Origin of the sequence: Agrobacterium sp. CGMCC 11546 (assembly GCF_013365515.1) — a bacterium.
Taxonomy (GTDB): Bacteria; Pseudomonadota; Alphaproteobacteria; order Rhizobiales; family Rhizobiaceae; genus Agrobacterium; species Agrobacterium fabrum.
Genome location: NZ_CP047387.1, coordinates 272,899 through 289,913, shown reverse-complemented (window position 1 = coordinate 289,913; position 17,015 = coordinate 272,899). Strand labels below are relative to the sequence as shown.

The 17,015-nt window shown below is 58.5% G+C and carries 18 protein-coding genes; 1 reads left to right on the top strand and 17 read right to left on the bottom strand.

Annotated elements, in window-relative coordinates; all coding sequences use genetic code 11:
- Positions 1 to 17: 17 nt before the first annotated feature.
- Positions 18 to 1,379 carry an ABC transporter substrate-binding protein gene (locus GSF67_RS01550; protein ID WP_128821974.1) on the bottom strand — a complete coding sequence of 454 codons (1,362 nt, stop codon included), beginning with the start codon at positions 1,377 to 1,379 and terminating at the stop codon, positions 18 to 20.
- Positions 1,380 to 1,656: 277 nt separating this feature from the next.
- On the opposite strand from GSF67_RS01550, the gene GSF67_RS01545 reads away from it, so the two are divergent.
- Positions 1,657 to 2,682, top strand: coding sequence for a LacI family DNA-binding transcriptional regulator (locus tag GSF67_RS01545; protein WP_035215399.1), 1,026 nt, complete (start codon positions 1,657 to 1,659; stop codon positions 2,680 to 2,682).
- 17 nt (positions 2,683 to 2,699) lie between these two features.
- Here the strand turns inward: GSF67_RS01545 and folD are convergent, their stop codons facing one another.
- The 16 genes from folD to GSF67_RS01465 form a co-directional block, all read right to left on the bottom strand.
- A complete protein-coding gene (folD, locus tag GSF67_RS01540) occupies positions 2,700 to 3,599 on the bottom strand; it encodes a bifunctional methylenetetrahydrofolate dehydrogenase/methenyltetrahydrofolate cyclohydrolase FolD (protein WP_006313054.1) in 900 nt (299 codons plus the stop codon).
- A gap of 77 nt (positions 3,600 to 3,676) precedes the next feature.
- Positions 3,677 to 5,440, bottom strand: coding sequence for a GumC family protein (locus GSF67_RS01535; RefSeq protein WP_006313053.1), 1,764 nt, complete (start codon positions 5,438 to 5,440; stop codon positions 3,677 to 3,679).
- A 115-nt stretch (positions 5,441 to 5,555) separates the two neighbouring features.
- A complete protein-coding gene (locus GSF67_RS01530) occupies positions 5,556 to 6,230 on the bottom strand; it encodes a WecB/TagA/CpsF family glycosyltransferase (RefSeq protein WP_006313052.1) in 675 nt (224 codons plus the stop codon).
- Positions 6,231 to 6,412: 182 nt separating this feature from the next.
- Entirely contained in the window at positions 6,413 to 6,946 is a 534-nt protein-coding gene (locus tag GSF67_RS01525; RefSeq protein ID WP_006313051.1) for a flagellar basal body-associated FliL family protein, read from the bottom strand.
- Positions 6,946 to 7,314 carry a hypothetical protein gene (locus tag GSF67_RS01520; RefSeq protein ID WP_010970991.1) on the bottom strand — a complete coding sequence of 123 codons (369 nt, stop codon included), beginning with the start codon at positions 7,312 to 7,314 and terminating at the stop codon, positions 6,946 to 6,948. Before GSF67_RS01520 ends, GSF67_RS01525 begins: the two co-directional genes overlap by 1 nt.
- Before the next feature lie 29 nt (positions 7,315 to 7,343).
- Positions 7,344 to 7,901: a rod-binding protein gene (locus GSF67_RS01515; RefSeq protein WP_006313049.1), complete on the bottom strand. Its 558-nt coding sequence runs from the start codon at positions 7,899 to 7,901 to the stop codon at positions 7,344 to 7,346.
- A 112-nt stretch (positions 7,902 to 8,013) separates the two neighbouring features.
- Positions 8,014 to 8,433, bottom strand: coding sequence for a hypothetical protein (locus tag GSF67_RS01510; RefSeq protein ID WP_006313048.1), 420 nt, complete (start codon positions 8,431 to 8,433; stop codon positions 8,014 to 8,016).
- 15 nt (positions 8,434 to 8,448) lie between these two features.
- Complete coding sequence (fliR, locus tag GSF67_RS01505; RefSeq protein ID WP_006313047.1) at positions 8,449 to 9,204, bottom strand: flagellar biosynthetic protein FliR; 756 nt, start codon at positions 9,202 to 9,204, stop codon at positions 8,449 to 8,451.
- Positions 9,201 to 11,288, bottom strand: a complete 2,088-nt coding sequence (gene flhA, locus GSF67_RS01500; protein WP_010970987.1) for a flagellar biosynthesis protein FlhA — start codon at positions 11,286 to 11,288, stop codon at positions 9,201 to 9,203. Before flhA ends, fliR begins: the two co-directional genes overlap by 4 nt.
- A 157-nt stretch (positions 11,289 to 11,445) precedes the next feature.
- Positions 11,446 to 11,712 carry a flagellar biosynthetic protein FliQ gene (locus GSF67_RS01495; protein WP_006313045.1) on the bottom strand — a complete coding sequence of 89 codons (267 nt, stop codon included), beginning with the start codon at positions 11,710 to 11,712 and terminating at the stop codon, positions 11,446 to 11,448.
- A gap of 45 nt (positions 11,713 to 11,757) precedes the next feature.
- Positions 11,758 to 12,231, bottom strand: coding sequence for a flagellar hook assembly protein FlgD (gene flgD / locus GSF67_RS01490; protein WP_006313044.1), 474 nt, complete (start codon positions 12,229 to 12,231; stop codon positions 11,758 to 11,760).
- Complete coding sequence (gene flbT / locus GSF67_RS01485; RefSeq protein WP_006313043.1) at positions 12,222 to 12,671, bottom strand: flagellar biosynthesis repressor FlbT; 450 nt, start codon at positions 12,669 to 12,671, stop codon at positions 12,222 to 12,224. The genes flgD and flbT overlap by 10 nt, the downstream gene beginning before the upstream one ends.
- The gene (gene flaF / locus GSF67_RS01480) at positions 12,668 to 13,012 is read right to left on the bottom strand and encodes a flagellar biosynthesis regulator FlaF (protein ID WP_006313042.1); all 345 of its coding nucleotides are present in this window, start codon (positions 13,010 to 13,012) and stop codon (positions 12,668 to 12,670) included. The genes flbT and flaF overlap by 4 nt, the downstream gene beginning before the upstream one ends.
- A gap of 34 nt (positions 13,013 to 13,046) precedes the next feature.
- Positions 13,047 to 14,150, bottom strand: coding sequence for a flagellar hook-associated family protein (locus GSF67_RS01475; RefSeq protein WP_006313041.1), 1,104 nt, complete (start codon positions 14,148 to 14,150; stop codon positions 13,047 to 13,049).
- 3 nt (positions 14,151 to 14,153) lie between these two features.
- A complete protein-coding gene (gene flgK / locus GSF67_RS01470) occupies positions 14,154 to 15,632 on the bottom strand; it encodes a flagellar hook-associated protein FlgK (protein WP_006313040.1) in 1,479 nt (492 codons plus the stop codon).
- Between the two features lie 22 nt (positions 15,633 to 15,654).
- A complete protein-coding gene (locus GSF67_RS01465; RefSeq protein ID WP_006313039.1) occupies positions 15,655 to 16,935 on the bottom strand; it encodes a flagellar hook protein FlgE in 1,281 nt (426 codons plus the stop codon).
- Positions 16,936 to 17,015 lie beyond the last annotated feature (80 nt).

The following is a 17,015-nucleotide window of genomic DNA, read 5'->3' as shown; positions in this document are numbered from 1 at the left end:
ATTTGCCTGGCCGATGGTTACTTCAGGCCGTCCCAAGCCTTCTGGATATCGGCGGCGACCTGATCGGCGGATTTGCCACCGACGAAATCGATCATGCCGGTCCAGAATGCGCCAGCACCGATCTTGCCCGGCATCAGGTCGGAACCATCAAAACCGAAGGTCGTCGCCGTGGTCAGGATTTCACCCTGACGCTTCATCTGCTCATTGGCATAGGTGTCGACATTCACACCCTTATACGGTGTCAGGAAGCTCGACTGCGCCATCCACACTTCATGAGCGATCGGGGTCTGCAGGAATTCGACGAATGCCTTGGCGGCAGGCGCTTCCTTGGTGACGGTGACCAGAGTACCCGCGCCGAGAACCGGCTTGCCGAGTTCGGGCTTGGATGCGTAAGTCGGCATGTAGAAGAAATCCGCATCCGTCCCAACCTTGGTGCCCTCAGGGAAGAAGGACGGAATGAACGATGCCTGATGGTGCAGGTAGCACTTCGGCGGAATGTCGAAGAGGCCCTTCGGGCTGTCGCGGAAGTCGGTGGAGGCCACGGCCGCAACGCCGCCGCTGACATATTTTTCGTTCTTGGCGAATTTGCCGAATTCGTTGATCGCCGCAACCACGGCCGGATCGGTGAATTTCACCTCGTTGGTCGTCCATTTCTGGTAGACATCGAGAGGCTGCGTGCGCAGCATCAGGTCTTCCACCCAGTCGGTCGCCGGCCAGCCGGTCGCGCCGCCGGAACCGAGGCCGATGCACCAGGGCGTGCCGCCATCAGCGACGATCTGGTCCGTCAGCTTGAGCAGGTCTTCCATGCTCTCGGGGACCTTGTAGTCCGCTTCCTCAAAATTCTCAGGCACATACCAGACGAGCGACTTCACGTCGGCCTTGAAGGGGAATGCAAAATAGGCCTTCTTGCCGTCCTTGCCCTTGTAGCTGCCGAGATCGACCCAGGATTTGCCAGCGCCGTAATTTTCCTCGACCCATTTTGCCGTGTCATCGCCGAGCGGCACAAGGAAACCCTTGGCGGCGAGATCGGCCAGAAGGCCGGGCTGCGGCAGGATGGCTATATTGGGCGGGGAACCGGCCTGCGTGTCGATGACGATCTGCTGTTCGTAATTTTCCGATGAAGAATAACGGACATTCACGCCCGTCGCATCGGCGAAATAGGCGAGCACCGACTGAAACAGCGCCTCGTCCTCGCCACGCCAGGGCCCGAAAATCGTCAGCGTCTGGCCTTTCAGGTCGGCATGGGCCGCCTTGAAGTCCTCGTAGCTTTTCCAGTTGAACTTGGCATCTGCGCCGGGTGCGAATTTCAGATCGGCAGCAAAGGCCGAACCCGACAGCAGCACCATAGAGGCCGCCGTCGCCAAAAGAGTCTTCCGCATGTGATTTACCTCCCATCACATAAAAGGCTCAAAGCGTCCTCTTCCAATCAAAGCGCTTTGGCTGCCCATTCATCTCATTGTCTTCGAGATGGAGTCAAGAGGCTCTTTTGGCAGAAACGCTGCGGCGCTGCGGTAAAAGTCGTATTTATTTCGAAAGGCGGCTATCATTTTCGATTGAGAAAAGCGGATGGGACTGGTAAAAATCTAAAGCGCTTTGGGAATGTGAGGAGTGGCTTTTAGCCTTTTCCTGAGCGCGCGCATGGAGGAAATGACAGACATGAACCTGAAACAGTTGTCGCAACTGCTGGGGATTTCGCAGACGACCATCAGCCGGGCGCTCAACGGTTATCCCGAGGTCAGCGCGGAAACCCGCCGCCGCGTCACGGAAGCGGCCGAAAAGACCGGTTATCGCCCGAACGCAGCGGCGCAGCGGCTGGCAACGGGCAAGGTCGGTTCCATCGGTCTTGTCATGCCCATCGGCGAGCACCACCGCTCCGACGTGCATTTCGGTGAATTCCTGAGCGGTCTCGGCGAGGAAGCCTCGCGCAGCGGCTTTCATCTCGTCATCATGCCGACCGAACCCGAAAATGAGCGGGACGCGCTCCGGGGTCTGGCGGCGAGCGGCAGCGTCGACGGCATCTATCTCGCCTACATGAAAAATAACGACCCCCGCATCGCCATGATGCAGTCGCTCTCGCTGCCCTTCCTCGTGCATGGCCGCTCCGTCGGCGTGGAGGAGGATTATCCCTATCTCGACGTGGACAATGAAGGCGCCTTTCACGATGCGACCCAGCTTCTCCTGCAGCTTGGCCATACGCGCATCGGACTACTGAATGGCCCGGAAGGTTATGATTTCACCTACCGGCGCTGTCTCGGGGTGGAAAAGGCGCTGGCGGCCAATGGGCTTTCCCTGCACCCGGATAATAAACGGCATAGCAGCATGACGGATGAAGAAGGTTATCTCGGCATGGAGGCGCTGCTGTCACGCCCGGAAAAACCGACCGCCATTCTCTGCGCCAGTACGGCGCTGGCGCTCGGGGCAATCCGTTCGCTCAATCAGCGGGGGTTAAAGCCCGGCAGGGATATTTCGCTGATCGCCCATGACGACGTGTTGCCGCTTTTGAAGCCCGATAATTTTTCGGTGCCGCTGACCACCACACGCTCGTCGCTGAGGGCAGCCGGGGTGCGCGTGGGTCAGCGCCTGATCAATCGCATCAAACTCAACCAGATGGAACCGCATCAGGAACTCTGGAAGGCGGAACTCGTGGTACGCGCTTCGACGGGGCCGGCTCCGAAAGCGTAGCCGGCCGGTCAATTCAATCAGAACTTCGGCGCGGTCTTGCCGAGCGCACGATAGGCAGCGATGACGGTGTTGGCCATCAGCATGGCGATCGTCATCGGGCCGACACCGCCCGGAACCGGCGTGATGGCGGCGGCAACAGCGCTTGCCTCGTCAAAGGCGACATCGCCCACCAGCTTCGATTTGCCTTCGCCCTTTTCCGGTGCGGCAATGCGGTTGATGCCGACATCGATGACGGTTGCGCCGGGCTTTACCCAATCGCCCTTCACCATCGCCGCGCGACCGACCGCAGCCACGAGAATATCGGCCGTCTTGCAGACGGTGGCGAGGTCTTTGGTGCGCGAATGCGCCATGGTCACCGTGGCGTTGGCGTTCAGCAGGAGCTGGCCCATGGGCTTGCCGAACAGGTTCGAGCGGCCGATGACAACGGCGTTGAGGCCGGAAAGGTCGTCGCCGTGAATGCCACGCACAAGCAGCATGGCGCCAGCTGGCGTGCAGGAAATGAGACCGGTGGCGAGATCGCCGGTGGCGAGCTTGCCGGCATTCAGGACGCTCAAGCCATCGACGTCCTTCTCGGGCAGAATCGACTGGATGATCTCATCCGAATTGAAATGTTTCGGCAGGGGCAGCTGTACCAGAATGCCGTGGATGGACGCATCGGCGTTCAGTTCGCCGACCAGCTTCAAGAGTGCCGCCTGCGTCGTTTCTTCCGGCAGCGTGTGCTGGATGGAGTTGAAACCGCATTGCTTCGCCATCTTGCTCTTGGAGTTCACGTAAGCGTGGCTGGCCGGATCATTTCCGACGATGACAACCGCGAGGCCGGGCTTCACGCCCTTCTCCGCCTCGAGCGCTTCTGCCGATTTGCGGACCGCCTCCGTTACCGAAGCCGCCTTCGCCTTCCCGTCAATCACAACTGCCATGCGTCCTGCTCCTGCTGGGTTACGTAGGCTCCGTATGGTGCCCTCTTGGCAGGAATGCAAGTTAAAATGCGGCGTTTTCAGGCTGTTTTGCGGTAGTCTTCCCGATGATCCGCGTAATCGGCGAGACGCTCTCTCAGGAACGCCAATTCCCGTCGCAATTCCATCAGCTCCTCGGCTTCGGCCTGCGCATGATCGAAGCGTCCCGCAAGGGCTTCGGCCAGCAGCGGCGGCAGCCCTGATGATGCGGGGTCGACCGTTCTGACGGTGCGATTGCCCATCAGCACCTGCCGCACGCGTTCGTCCAGCGGCATATCGTCGGCATCATTGGCGGCCTCGCCGTAATAGTCGTCAAAGCTGTCCCCCTCCGGCTCGACAATCGTTTCCGCAGCGACAGGCTGCAGGTCGTCGAATACCGCCGGTTCGATCTGTTCGAATTCCGAAAATTGTGGCGCTGCGACGGAGGGTGCCGGTTCCTTGCCGGTTTCGGCGGCCGAAACAGCCTCCTCCTCCTCGTCATGACGGCGATAGCTGAGCAGATAAAGGCTGCCCAGCAGGCCGAGCAACGCGCCGCCGCCCGCCAGCATGGCGGCCTGGGTCAGGTCGCGGGACAATTCGCCCGGTGCGGCCTTCTTCGCCAGGCGGGTTTCGAGGGCAGGTGTTGCCGAGGCGGTCAGGTCGCGGCGTTCGCTTGCCTCCAGATAGACATTTCGCGCCGTTTCCAGCTCGCCCTGCAATCGGGAGAATTCACCGGGTGCGACGCCGAGGGCATTCAGGCGGTCGAGATATGTCTTCTGCTCGCCCGTGGCGGTGGCGATCTCCTGATTGAGACGCTTTTCATCGGCCCGCAGCCCGTCGAGCAACTGGCGCAATGCGGGGGCGGCAAGTGCCTGCGCGGCATCGACGGCGTTCTGGGCGGCGATGCGGCGGGGGTGTTTCGGGCCGTAATCCACGGAAACACCGGCAAGCGCCATGCTGGCACTCGCCTGTTTCTGCCTGACATCCTCAAGCGCCGAAAACGCCGCGCCAGCTGGCAGCGGTTTGGAATACACGTCATTCGGCTTCAGGGCCGAAGCTGACGCCAGATCGGCCTGGAGAGATTGCTGCTGCCGGGTGGCGCGCGCCAGACTGTCGTTGACGTCACGCAATTGCTGTTCGAGCTGCTGCGCCTCGGTCATCACGGCATCGCCATGGCGCATCTGGAAACCGTTTAGAGCCGCTTCCGCCTCGTCCAGCTTTTTCCGTGCTCTTTCCATCTCTCGCATCGCCGGGGTCATGGTGCCGGCCTTGCCATCCGCCATCACGCGCATCGAAAGATAGTCCGTCAGCCGCATGGCCATGTCAGGCGTCGCAGCCTTGGCGGTCACAACAAGCATATTTTCATCGGGGGTCAGTTCAAGCCGGATCGCTTCGCCCACGGCGCCATTCAGCGCCTCACGCGGGGAGACCACGCGCGCATGCGCACCCGTCAGGAGATCGACAAGCAGGCCAAGCTCGCCCTGATTACGAACACCGACCATATCGGCGGGTTTCAGCTTCAGATCGGCGGTTACCCGCTCGAGCCCGGAGGGCGACAGCAGGGTCCGCCGCGCCATTGCCAGAAAACGGGACGCATCCGGGGCGTCGTATCCAGTCTGGGTAACCTCGATCCGGGCCTGCGACACATAACCGCGAAAACCGGAATCGATGAGCAGCAGCGGAATGGCAGCGCCGGTGAACGTTGCTGCCGCGACGCAGCCTGCCGTCAGCAACCGCAGACAATGTCTGCGCCACTGCGACACGGGCGCAGAGACATCATCCCCCTCGGGGCGGATCGCGATCATATCCGGATTGTCATCAACCATCTGAAGCCGTCTGCCGCCATCGGTGCCGCCCGCAATGGGCGACTGTCAAAACCTTACGAGAGGTTAAAGGATCGTGGCAAACAAATGGTTAACGCTGGGCTTCGCGGAACTGGTATCAGCTCTTGCCCAGCGCGATGTGCCAGGGTTCGGCACAAAGGCTGTAGAGCCAGCTCATATGCAGCTTGCGGAAAATGTCCGGCATGCCGGCCACTTCCGAGGACAGGACCTTGAACAGGGGGCCGACTGCAATGGTGACACGCGCGTCCTCACGGCTGACACTGCGGTGCAGCCATGTCTCCTGATTTTCCTTGAGCATTCCCGCCAGGAGCACGTCCACCTTCACGCCGGCCGCGTCCCGGTTCAGCATGACGAAGTCGTGCCATGGCGCATGCGCACGCAGCCGGGCAAGCACTTCGCCGATCTGCGCCGCATCGTCGCCCGCCACGCCGATGCGTTTCGGTACAGCCATATAGGTCAGAAGCGCCATGGTGAAGGCAACGCCATCGATGGTGGCGGGCAGAGGCTCGCCATGTTCCGCCCGCGCGGCGGCTTTCATGCCCTTGCCCTGCGGCAGAAGCAGGCAGCTTTCCAGAATTTGCCGGTAGGCGTTATCCTTGAGTGAGAGCTTTGTCTTCTCGATGGTCAGGAAGGAGAGCATCGTGTGCCCTTCACAGGCCGAAGCCTTGCCGCTGACCAGTTCCAGCGCGCCGTTCCAGTCGAGATCACAGACGCGCAGCCCGTGGATATTCCGTTGCAATCCCCGGCGCGAAAAACCTGACGCGAAACTCATTGCCGACCCCCAATGCCAAACCGATCGCCACCGGCCCGGCGCATGGCCTGCGCGGCGGTGGTTCATGGGTCTGTTATACAGGTACAGGTTGAATTTAGCTTGAAAGCAATCTCTCGAATGCTCGTGAACGGAGCAAGAGATGATTAACCAGAGCGCGCCGTTTCGCCGCAGCGCCCTCTCTGTCAGTGGCTGGGTGCCGCAGCCTCTCCTGCTTCGGCCTTCTCGCCCTCGACGAGCTTGACCGAGTGGGGCGTACCATTGCCCTTCTGCTCGCGGATGTCGGCTTTCGACAGGTAATCGAGCTGTTCGATCAGCACGTCCTCGACCACCTCGTCATCGAGCCTCTTGTTCAACCCCTCGCGGATGCGCTGCTTGAAAGCTTCGGGATCGAAGGTGGAGATATTGGCAATGTTGACCATGGAAGAACCCGCCAGAAGCGTGAACAGTTCATCGGTCATCAGCTGCGTTGCCGGCAGTTCGATCTTCGCCATCTTGGCCTTGTCGACGCGCAGCGAGATTCGGCTGAGGAAATAGCCGTTCACTCCACCATCATTGATGACGGGGATCGTGATGCTTTCGCCCTTGACCAGTTGCAGATCGGCCTTTTTTGCCCCCGCCTCATCCGGCGCCGGCGCCGTCGCCATCTGGACGGAGAAATACACCGCGCCGAGCGTGACGGCGCAAACCCAGACGCCGGTGAGAAGAAGCTTCAACATCAGGAGGCTGCGCCGTAAAGGAATTGTTCCTGGGAATAGGTGCCGTCCGTATCGGCTTCCTGGATAGCGTTCTTGAGCAGATCCGCGACAGCACGAACCGCGTTCAGATGCGCCTCGACGCGGGTAGCATTGGTGGCGAGCTTGGACTTGATGCCCTTCACCTGCTCCATGTAACCGGCGGCGATATCTTCGTGCGGTGTATCGCGGACCAGCATCGTCAGTTCATAAAGGCAACGGCTCTTATGGGCATTGGAGACCTTGAAGTCGAACTGCGGGTCCTTACCGATATTGTCGTTCTCATTGTCGATGATCATCTCGAGGCGGCCGAGAACGGATTGGATACGGTGGTCGTTCGACATAAGGTCCATGCTTGTCTCCTCGTTAAGGTTTTTCATTCTCAAGCCTCGTCCGTTTTATCATTGGAAACGCCGAGGACCTGCCGTTCGAACTCCGCCACCATCCGAATTGCAGCATTGTGGTCTTTGTCATTCATCGATACGTCGGTAATGCCTTTGCTTTCGGCTTTCCGCAGCGCATCCTTGTAAGCCTGCTCCGCAATGCCGACGCCGCCATTTCTGGAAATCGTGTCGGCAAACTGTTCCGCCATCATGCTCTTCCAGATTTCGCCGGCATTACCCTTGCCGTAAACTTCCTCGCTGTCTTTCGGCAGCATGTTGGCAACGAAGGTCTGGAGAACCGAGGCTTCATATTTGCGGTATGTTTCGGGAATCTGAGTGCGTGCCGAGCGAATATTGGTATCGCCAAGGCCGGCCTTCGAGGAAGCACCGTCAAGCATATCGACGGCAGCACCAAAGCCCTTGCCGGCATCGGCCAGACTGGTTGCGGCAAAAGCCGCCTTGTTTGCCTTCAGTTTTTCCTGGGCGACCTGCACTTCCTGAGGGTCCGCCGCACGAACCACATCCATCACCAGATCGCTTATAACCGATATCGCCACGTCCCGAACTCCCGAGCTGACGAACGTGCCGGAGGAAAGCCGACGCGTTCACTCAATCAAGAAGCATCGCGAACGGTGTATTTCAGACGCCCGCGATGCAACAACGGGAAGACTATGGATCGCCAACCTTGCTGGAGGCTGGTGTGTGGGAAACATTCGTAATTTCTAACAAATCGTAGATTGCATTATCATCCGCCTCGCGATCCTCGAGATCGCGGGCAATATGCATCCTGTCCTCCAGCCTGTCGGCCTTGGTCTTTTCCTTCAGAACCTTGTTTTCCTGAAATTGCTGAACGCCTTCGAGCTGGCGATCCTGAACGACCAGACGGCTGTAGCGGTCCGAATAATGCTTGGAGAATGTCTGATGTACCGGCTCCATGGAACTCATGGCCTCAAACGTGCTCTCCATGGATTGCGCCACTTCGCTGCGAACGCGGGTGGTATCGGCCAGCTCCACCTCGGCCATTTTTTCCATGTGCCGCTGGACCGTTACCAGACGCTTGAGCTTTTCCGAGCGCTTGTCCGAAGCCATGGCGTTTCCTCCCGATCAAAAACCGATAAAGACCGGGCCGAACCCATCCACGAATTGCCGGATGAGGGCCGCGACCGACAGGTAAAGCATGAAAAGACCACCGGCCAGAACGAAGGGTGTCGATATGAAGAAGACCGGGATTTGCGGCGCCAGCTTGTTGATGAGACCGACCGCGACGTTGAACATCAGGCCGTAAATAACAAAGGGGCTCGCCAGCCGCAGCATGATCGAAAAGGACGCCCTGAGCGTATCCGTCAGCGTGATCAGCATCTTCTGTCCGCTGATGAGCGCACCGACCGGTGTGGCGCTATAGGAATCCACCAGCGCCTTCAGGACGATGTGGTGGAAATCCATCATGAACAGCACCAGCAGGCCACCGAAGGTGATGAAATTGGCGATCTGGTTTTCCTGCACGTCTTCGATGGGATCGGCACCGCCGGGCGCACTGAGGCCGATGGAAGCGCCGATGAGCGCACCGGTGAACTGGAAACCGAGCGTATAGAAACGGGCGATCAGCCCATACATTGCGCCGATGAGAACCTCGGTGAAGATGAGGCCAACGACCGTACCCTGGCTCGCACCGGAAACCTTTGGGTAGATGGTGTCCCACAGGACGGGCAGAAGCGCCATGGATACCGCTACACAGAGAAGCATGCGAATCTGCGGCGAGATGCGCGAACTTGAAAAGCCCGGCATGGTCATGAAGCAGGCGCCTATGCGGCAGATGGCAAGGAACAATGCAATGATTGTTCCCTGCGGGTCGGTTATCATGAAATGGCGCCCAGAATCTTGATCTCGAGACCCTTGGCCAGTTCCACATGTGAAAGAACCGGCAGGGTCGCAAAGAGTCGCTCGATAATCATGCGCACATAGGACCGCGTTTCCGGCGAGGTTACAAGGACAAAGGGCAGCCCGCGATCCATGAATTCACGGATAACTTTCGATGCCTGCTCGGAAAACTCTTCGAGATGGCGCGGATCGATGTCAAATTCGACGATTTCGCCCTTCTGGTCGCGTTTCAGCGCCTGATGGAAGACCATGTCCCACTTGTTGCCGAGTCGCAGGACGCGCAGCACGCCATTGTCGGCAAGGTCGCCGCAGAGCTGCTGCGACATGCGAACGCGGACATGTTCGACGATCTGCTCGGTCTTGCGCACATGCGGTGCGAGTTCTGCCACCGCTTCCAAAATGAGATGCAGGTTGCGGATCGATACGCGCTCGGCCAGCAGCAGCTTCAGCACCGCCTGCAGGCCGGAATAGGACATGTGCGAGGAACAAATCTCATCAGCCAGCTTCTTGTATTCGGGATCAAGCCTGTCGATGAGGATCTTGACGTCCTTGTAGGACAGAAGCTGCGGCAGGTTGTTGCGGATAACCTCGCTCAGATGCGTCAGCACGACAGAGACGTTATCGATCGGGTGGAAGCCTTCGCGCTTCAGATCCTCGGTAAAGGTCTCGAGGATCGAGACGGCCGGCATGCCGAAAGCGGGTTCGCGGATTTCATCACCTGGGATGCTCGGCTTGCGCCCTGCTCCCGTCACGACCAGCACATCGCCGACGCGCAGGTTGCTGGACGCGATCGTCGTGCCGTGGACGCGGATCTGATAGGCCTTTTCCGGGATCATGATGTCGTCGGAGACCTTGATCTCCGGCACCACAAAGCCGTATTGCGTGGCGAATTTCTTGCGCATCTTGCCGACGCGGAAGGCCAGTTCCTGATGCGCGCCGAGAAGGCGGGTGGAAACCTGCTTGCCGAGCGCGAGCTCGATCTCGGCGGTCTTCAGCACCTGCTTGACGGAATCCTTTTCCGCCTCGGTGGTCTGGAGAACCTTGTTTTCCTCTTCCTGGCGGCGAAGCGCGCTTTCGGCTTCGGCCTGGCGCGGAATATACCAGCTGCCAAAGGCCATGATGCCGCCGAGGAAAATGAAGGGCACGAAGGGAAGGCCCGGAATGACGGCGAGCAGACCCATCAGCATGGCCGAGACCATCAAAGCGCGGGGATAACCGCTCAGCTGATTGATGACGGCCTGATCCGTCGATCCGGCTGTGCCACCGCGCGACACCAGAAGGCCGGCCGCCAGCGATACGATCAGGGCCGGGATCTGCGAGACGATACCATCACCGACCGAAAGCTTGACGAAAACATCGGCCGCTTCGCCGATCGGCATGCCGTGGCGGAAATAACCGATGATGATGCCGCCGAAAACGTTGATCGCGGTGATGATGAGGCCGGCGATCGCGTCGCCGCGGACGAATTTCGAGGCACCGTCCATCGAACCGAAGAAGGAGCTTTCTTCTTCCAGTTCCCGGCGGCGACGCTGCGCTTCCTTTTCATCGATGATGCCGGCGGACAGATCCGCATCGATCGACATCTGCTTGCCGGGGATGGCGTCTAGGGTGAAGCGCGCGCCGACTTCGGCGATACGCGTCGCACCCTTGGTGATGACGATGAAGTTGACCGTGATTAGGATCAGGAAGACGATGAGACCGATGACGAAGTCACCGGACATGACGAGGCTGGAGAAACCCGCGATCACGCCACCTGCCGCCGTCGGCCCCTCGTTACCATGCGAAAGGATGACACGCGTCGTCGCAATGTTCAGCGACAGACGGATCATTGTGGCAATCAGCAGTACGGTCGGGAATGACGAGAAGTCCAGCGGGCGCTGGATCCAGAGCGCCACCATGAGGATGAGGACCGAAAGCGCGATCGAGAACGCCAGACCGATGTCCACCAGCATGACCGGAATAGGCAGAAACAGAACGCAAAGGATCGAAATGATGCCCAATGCGAAACCGATATCCCGCATGCTCGGACTGACCTTGGGCAAGGAGATGACTGGTGGCTGCGCCATGAATTCGTCCTGTCTCTTCATGAGAAGGGCGACGGAAAAGCCGTCGCACGGTTCCGGGCATCGGTTTTCGAAAAGCGAACGCAATTCGGGCCGATGCTTTCAGCCTATCCCTAGCCGCTGAAGCTTGCGCGAGGATGGCATCCGAAGAAAACGGGGGTCAGAAGCCCGACTGGATGCGGGAAAAGACGAGGTTGGAAAAAAGCACGATCTGCGCACCCACAAAGGGGGCGGCGACACCGAGGACGATCATGATCGTCACGATCTTCGGAACGAAGGTCAGCGTCATTTCCTGAACCTGGGTCAGGGCCTGAATGAAGGCGATTGCGACACCGACGATCATGGCGGCCAGAACCGCCGGACCGGCCGCGACGAGAACAGTCCAGACTGCCGCCTGCATGATATCAAGCGCATCGGCCTCGTTCATCGTCGCATCCTTGTTTTATAGAGGCGGCATCATGCCGCCTCACTATCAGGAACCGGCCGAGTTGTTCGAATCAGCCGTCGTTTCGTCAGATTTAGTCGTGATTGGGCCGTTGGAGAAGACCACGCCGGCCTGTAGCAGCACTTTATCACCGGCTTCCGTCACGGCGACGATGCCGTCGGAGAAGACCTGCACTTCCTTCACCACGCCGGTGACCTTGTCATCGGCGCTCATGACGGTCTTGCCGACAAGATCGGACGCGCGCGTCAGGGCTTCCGCCTGCAGCATGCTCTTCAGGTGGGTGTTGGTCTTGATCGTCTGCTCGACCTGCGAGAAGCTTGCCAGCTGCGACATCTGCTGGCCCGCATCCATCGGGCTGGTCGGGTCCTGGTTCTTCATCTGGGCGATGAGGAGTTTCAGGAAGCTGTCATAGTTCAGCGAGGCCGCATTCTTGTCACTGCTGCTCGCCCCGGCATTGGCCCAGGGGTTAGCGGCTGCCGAGTTGACTGCATCTACCGCCATGGTGCGATCTCCTTGCGAATCTGTTCGATCGTTGCCGGGGTCATTTCCTGATTGCTGAGGATTTTTTCCTCGATCGTGTAGAGACCGCGAATGGCCTTCAGCGCTTCGAAAGCCTTGCCGGAGGCAACCAGCCCGTCGATCCGCTTCAGTTCCGCCAGAATCTCGTCATGCTGGAAGCAATTGAGCAGCATGCTCACGGACTTGCGGAACATGTTGGTGGATTGCTCGCGCCCTTCCGGGTTGATGAGGATCATCTGTGCGATGAAATAGAGCTGCCGGAGCGGAGTCGTCGCCTGGTCGGGCTGCAGAACGTGGTTTTCAAGCAGGAACGTGACATCGTTCAGGAATTCCAGCGCCACCTTGCGATCCACACGCAGAACCGCGCCGTTGATGAAAATCTTTTCGCCCGATTTCAGCGAGATTCGAAGTGTACTTTTCATTTCAGTCCATCCCTGATGATGGTTGTCACGTCAATTATGCCCTGGAAATTCGTCGACTGACGTTTCCGGATCAGTTCGCACTCTTTCAAAATCCAGATCGCGATGGAAATCAGATTGGCTCTCAGTTCCATGGCCAGCTGGTTGTCGGGTTGCTTGAGATCCTCAATGAAGCGGATCCAGACCCGTCGAGTGTAAAAAAGTGCTTCGATCGAGTGGCGCTGCGAAGAGGAGTCCCTTGCCTCCACCAGAAGGTCGATCGATTTTGTCAACGCCTGCCGCTCGCGATCTTTCGCGTTGGCGACACCATCCTCCATGATTTCGGCGTAGGAAAACTGGTACATTCATGTATCCTTTATCTGCCGCCACCCCTGTTCATCAGAGGTAGTTTACCAGACTCATTTTTTGCAGACGCGACGTCAGGCTGTATGCGATCTCAATCTGCTGCTGCAGCAGGTCGAGACGGGTTTTCGCCTCGTAGGTATCGATCCCCTCAATATCCAGCAGATGTGTTTCGATGATCTTCTTCTGGGCCTCCAGCGAATCATTGGCTTTTGAAACACGGCTTTCGGAAAGACCGAGCTGGCTTTGCTGCTGGTTCAGACCATTGATGGCGGTGCCTATATTCGTCACCGACTTCATGGCGACCATTTCGCGGATGCCGCTGTCCACCTTCGGATCAAGGAATGTCATCGACGTCATCGCGGTCAGTGCGAAATAGCGCATACCCTGCGAGTTGCTGTTGCTGGACGTTTCCACGATCTCGTTCTGGCTGATGCGGCTCGTCATGTTGGTGTTGCTCGCTTTCGAGCCGAAGGTCGTCCAGAAATCGTAGTTCTGGCCGGCCGTCAGGCTGGTGTGCGGCGGGTTCGTGACGGTGGTCGTACCTTTAAAGACGCCTTCGATATGCGTCATGAAGCCTTCGACCTGCGTTTTCGACAGGCTTGCGAAATCGCCCACCGGCGGCGTCTGCGCCGCCATGAACGCGTTCAGTTCCGTCTCATAGGCCGCTTTCAGCGGAGAACCATCCGCGAAATAATCATCGACGGGCTTCACATCCGTATTGATGCCGGAAAACAGAAACTCGCCATTGACCGCCGTATTGGCGAAGCTGGTGAAGTTGTTGAACGCATTCGAGATGGTCTGGGAGACCGTCGTCAGCGTCGGTGCTTCACTGCTGGTGTTGGGGACCAGCACCTTCTGGATTTCCTGCGCGGCTTTCGCCATGCCGTCCAGCGCCGTCTGCGAGGACTTGAGGCGTTGCGTCGCAATCGAATTGACGCTGACCAGCGAGGAGATGCGGTCGATGTCGCGATTGAGATCGAGGCTGCGGGCGGTATTGGCGCCCAGCGTCAGGCCGAGATCGGCATGCTTGCCCGTCGTCAGCTCGGTATTGAGATTGGTCATCTCAAGCTGAGCCTTCAGGATGGTGCTGCGCATGCTGTTCTGCATTGCCAGCGATGAAATGAAGGACGTTTTCATCGTTTACCTCACCATGTCCATCAGCGACTTGAGCATCTCGTCGACGGTGGTCACAAGTTTCGTGGCGGCCTTGTAGGATTGTTCGATATCCATGAGCAGCGACAGCTCCTCATCCAGGCTGACCGCCGTATTATTCGAGTAAGACTTGGCGGAGCGCTCATAAAGCGCGCCTTTTGCTTCGTTTGCCGAAGTCGCACCGGAACGTTCCTGTTCAAGCCACCCCATCGAGTTGGTGCCGTATTTCAGGATGCTGGTATTCGTATCGATACGTGTCGACGCGGCAAAATTCATGGGCGCGTCAAAAGCAGTGACATAGCTGCGGATCAGGGCGGAAAAACCGGTTCCCCCCGAAGTTGCGGTGTTTATGACGTAATCGGTACCGTTGATACCCCCGTCACGCAACAATTCCGGATTGCCACCTTTGGAAATAATTAACGCCGGGTTGACGGTAATGCTGGCTGCGAGCCCGGGAGAGACAACTCCGTCTGGCGGAATGGTCGTCGCGGCCGGCGAGCCGTAGGTGAACAAACCCGGCATGTTCGGCAGGCCGCTGGTCGGGTCTGCCGGCTTTTCCGCAAACATGGTGATGAGACCACGCGCAATTTCGTCGAGCTGGCTCTGCATCGTCGGCGCCAGATCGTCACGGACCTGCATCAGGCCCTGCAGCGAACCCGCGGCCGTGGTATTGGTGCCAGTGCCTGCCTTCAGCGCCACGCCATCGATGTAAATGGCGTTGCCTGTGGTCGTCGCGTCGTAACCCGGCTGGGTCTTGAAGGTCACGCTGCGCGGCACGATCTCGAACAGCGTCGCGCCGTCAGTCGTGTAAAGCGCGACATCGTTGTTGGGGCGATTGACGACATTGATGCCGACGATGGAGGAAATGTCCTTCAGAAGCGTCTCGCGCTGATCGAGCGCGTCGCTCGCATCACCGCCGATCGCTGTCTGCGCCTTGACCTCGTTATTGGCTTCTTCGAACTTGGCAAGCAGTCCGTTCAGTTTGTCGACCTGGAGGGACATCTCCTTGTCGGCGCGCAGGCGCATCCCCTGCAGTTCGGACGAAGCCTTGTTGAGCGAACTGGCGACATCCGAAGCGGATGTGACGGCCGTCGCTGCCAGCGCCGCATCGCTCGGCTTTGCCGCGTAGCCGTCCAGGCTCTTGAGCAGTTCCTTCATATAGTTGGCTGGCGAACTCTCATAATTATTGCCGCCAAAAACACTCTTTATTTCCTCGAGACCGCTCAGAACGGACCTCTGGCCGGAAGCAAGAGAAGAGCTGGAAATAGTCTGCCGAAGAAGACTTTCATTCTGGGCACGGCCATTGGAGACGATACTCGCTCCGGCCATGGTCGTGCCGAGAATGGCGGTTCGCTTGACGTAGTTCGCATTACCGACATTGGCAATGTTTTTCGAAGTAACGTCGGTCTGCTTACCTGTGTTATTGAAAATCGATTGCGCAGTATTCATTGCTGACGTGAGCGACATTCATCTGTCCTCGTGAGAAGTATTATCTCTTCAGATTGATCAGGACGTCCATCAAATCCGATCCAGTCTGAAAGACTTTCGAATTCGCTGTGTAGATACGCTGGGATTCAATCATATCGGTGAGTTCGCTGGCGATATCGACGTTCGAACCTTCCAGCGCACCCTTCTGGATGTAACCAAAGCTGCCCGCTTGCGGGAAGCCGATGGTAACGACACCCGAGTCGTTGCTCGGCAGATAGACGTTGCCGTTCTGCGGGCTCAGATTGTCGACGCTCGGCACAGTTGCCAGCGCCAGCTGGTAGATGTTGCGGCGACCGCCATCCTGATAGACCGCCGTCACCAGACCGTCCTTGCCGATCTCGACATCCTTGATCTGGCTCGGACCGTTACCGTTCAGCACCGCGGTGCCGGGCGTGAACTTCGACGAGAACTGCGTCATCTGCGACAGGTCGATATTGATAGCCTGTGCAACGCCGCTGTTAGCGTCATTGATGGTGATGGATTTGGGCGACGCCGTCGTGAGCTTGTTCGTTGCCGGATCGAAAGTCAGCTCGACTTTTTCCTGAACGAGTGTTGCAGGCGCTGTAGCCGCATAGGGAAAACCACCATTCGTGGACTGATCCTGACGGTAAACCGCGACTTCCCAGGTATTGTCGGCAGTCTTCGTGTAATAGAAGTCGTAAAGAACTTTGGCGCCGCCGCTGTCAAAAGCCGTCAGCGACGTCTTGGCGCCAATTTTCGACGTAGCCACGTTATCGCCAGGAAGCGATCCGGCAGCAACAATGGCATCATCGCGATTGAGGTTGGCCGGGAAGCTACCTTGGGTTGAAGGCGACGCCGTCAGACCGAAATCATTGATGTTGATAGCCGCGAGGCCGGTAAAGCCGTTGACAACCGCAGCCGGCGGGTTGGCGCCGTAAGGGTATCCCATCAGCTTGAAGCCCGCGGCATTTTCCAGATAACCCTCGGAGTTTTTCTGGAAGGCGCCGGCGCGGGTAAGATAAGGCGTGCCTGCACCATCCTGAACCACGAAGAAGCCGTTGCCCTGAATGGCAAGGTCCGTGCTCGAGGTGGTGTAGGAGAGGTTGCCCTGCTCCGAAATGCTGTAGCGAACGTTGGACTGCACGCCGCCGGACGCATAGCTGCCCGATGAGGAGGGCAGAACGAGCGAAGAGAACGACGTTGATGCGCGCTTGTAGCCGGTGGTGCTTGCGTTGGCGATGTTGTCGCCCACGGTGCCCAGCTTGTTCGCCTGCGCATTCATGCCGGACACACCGGTTCGCATAGTGCCGAAAATACTCATTCAAAAACCCTCGTGGTCATCTTTCAGGGAGAAGGTAAAGCGTTTGGCTTGCGTGAAGCTGTCTGAAATACCGCGTTTGA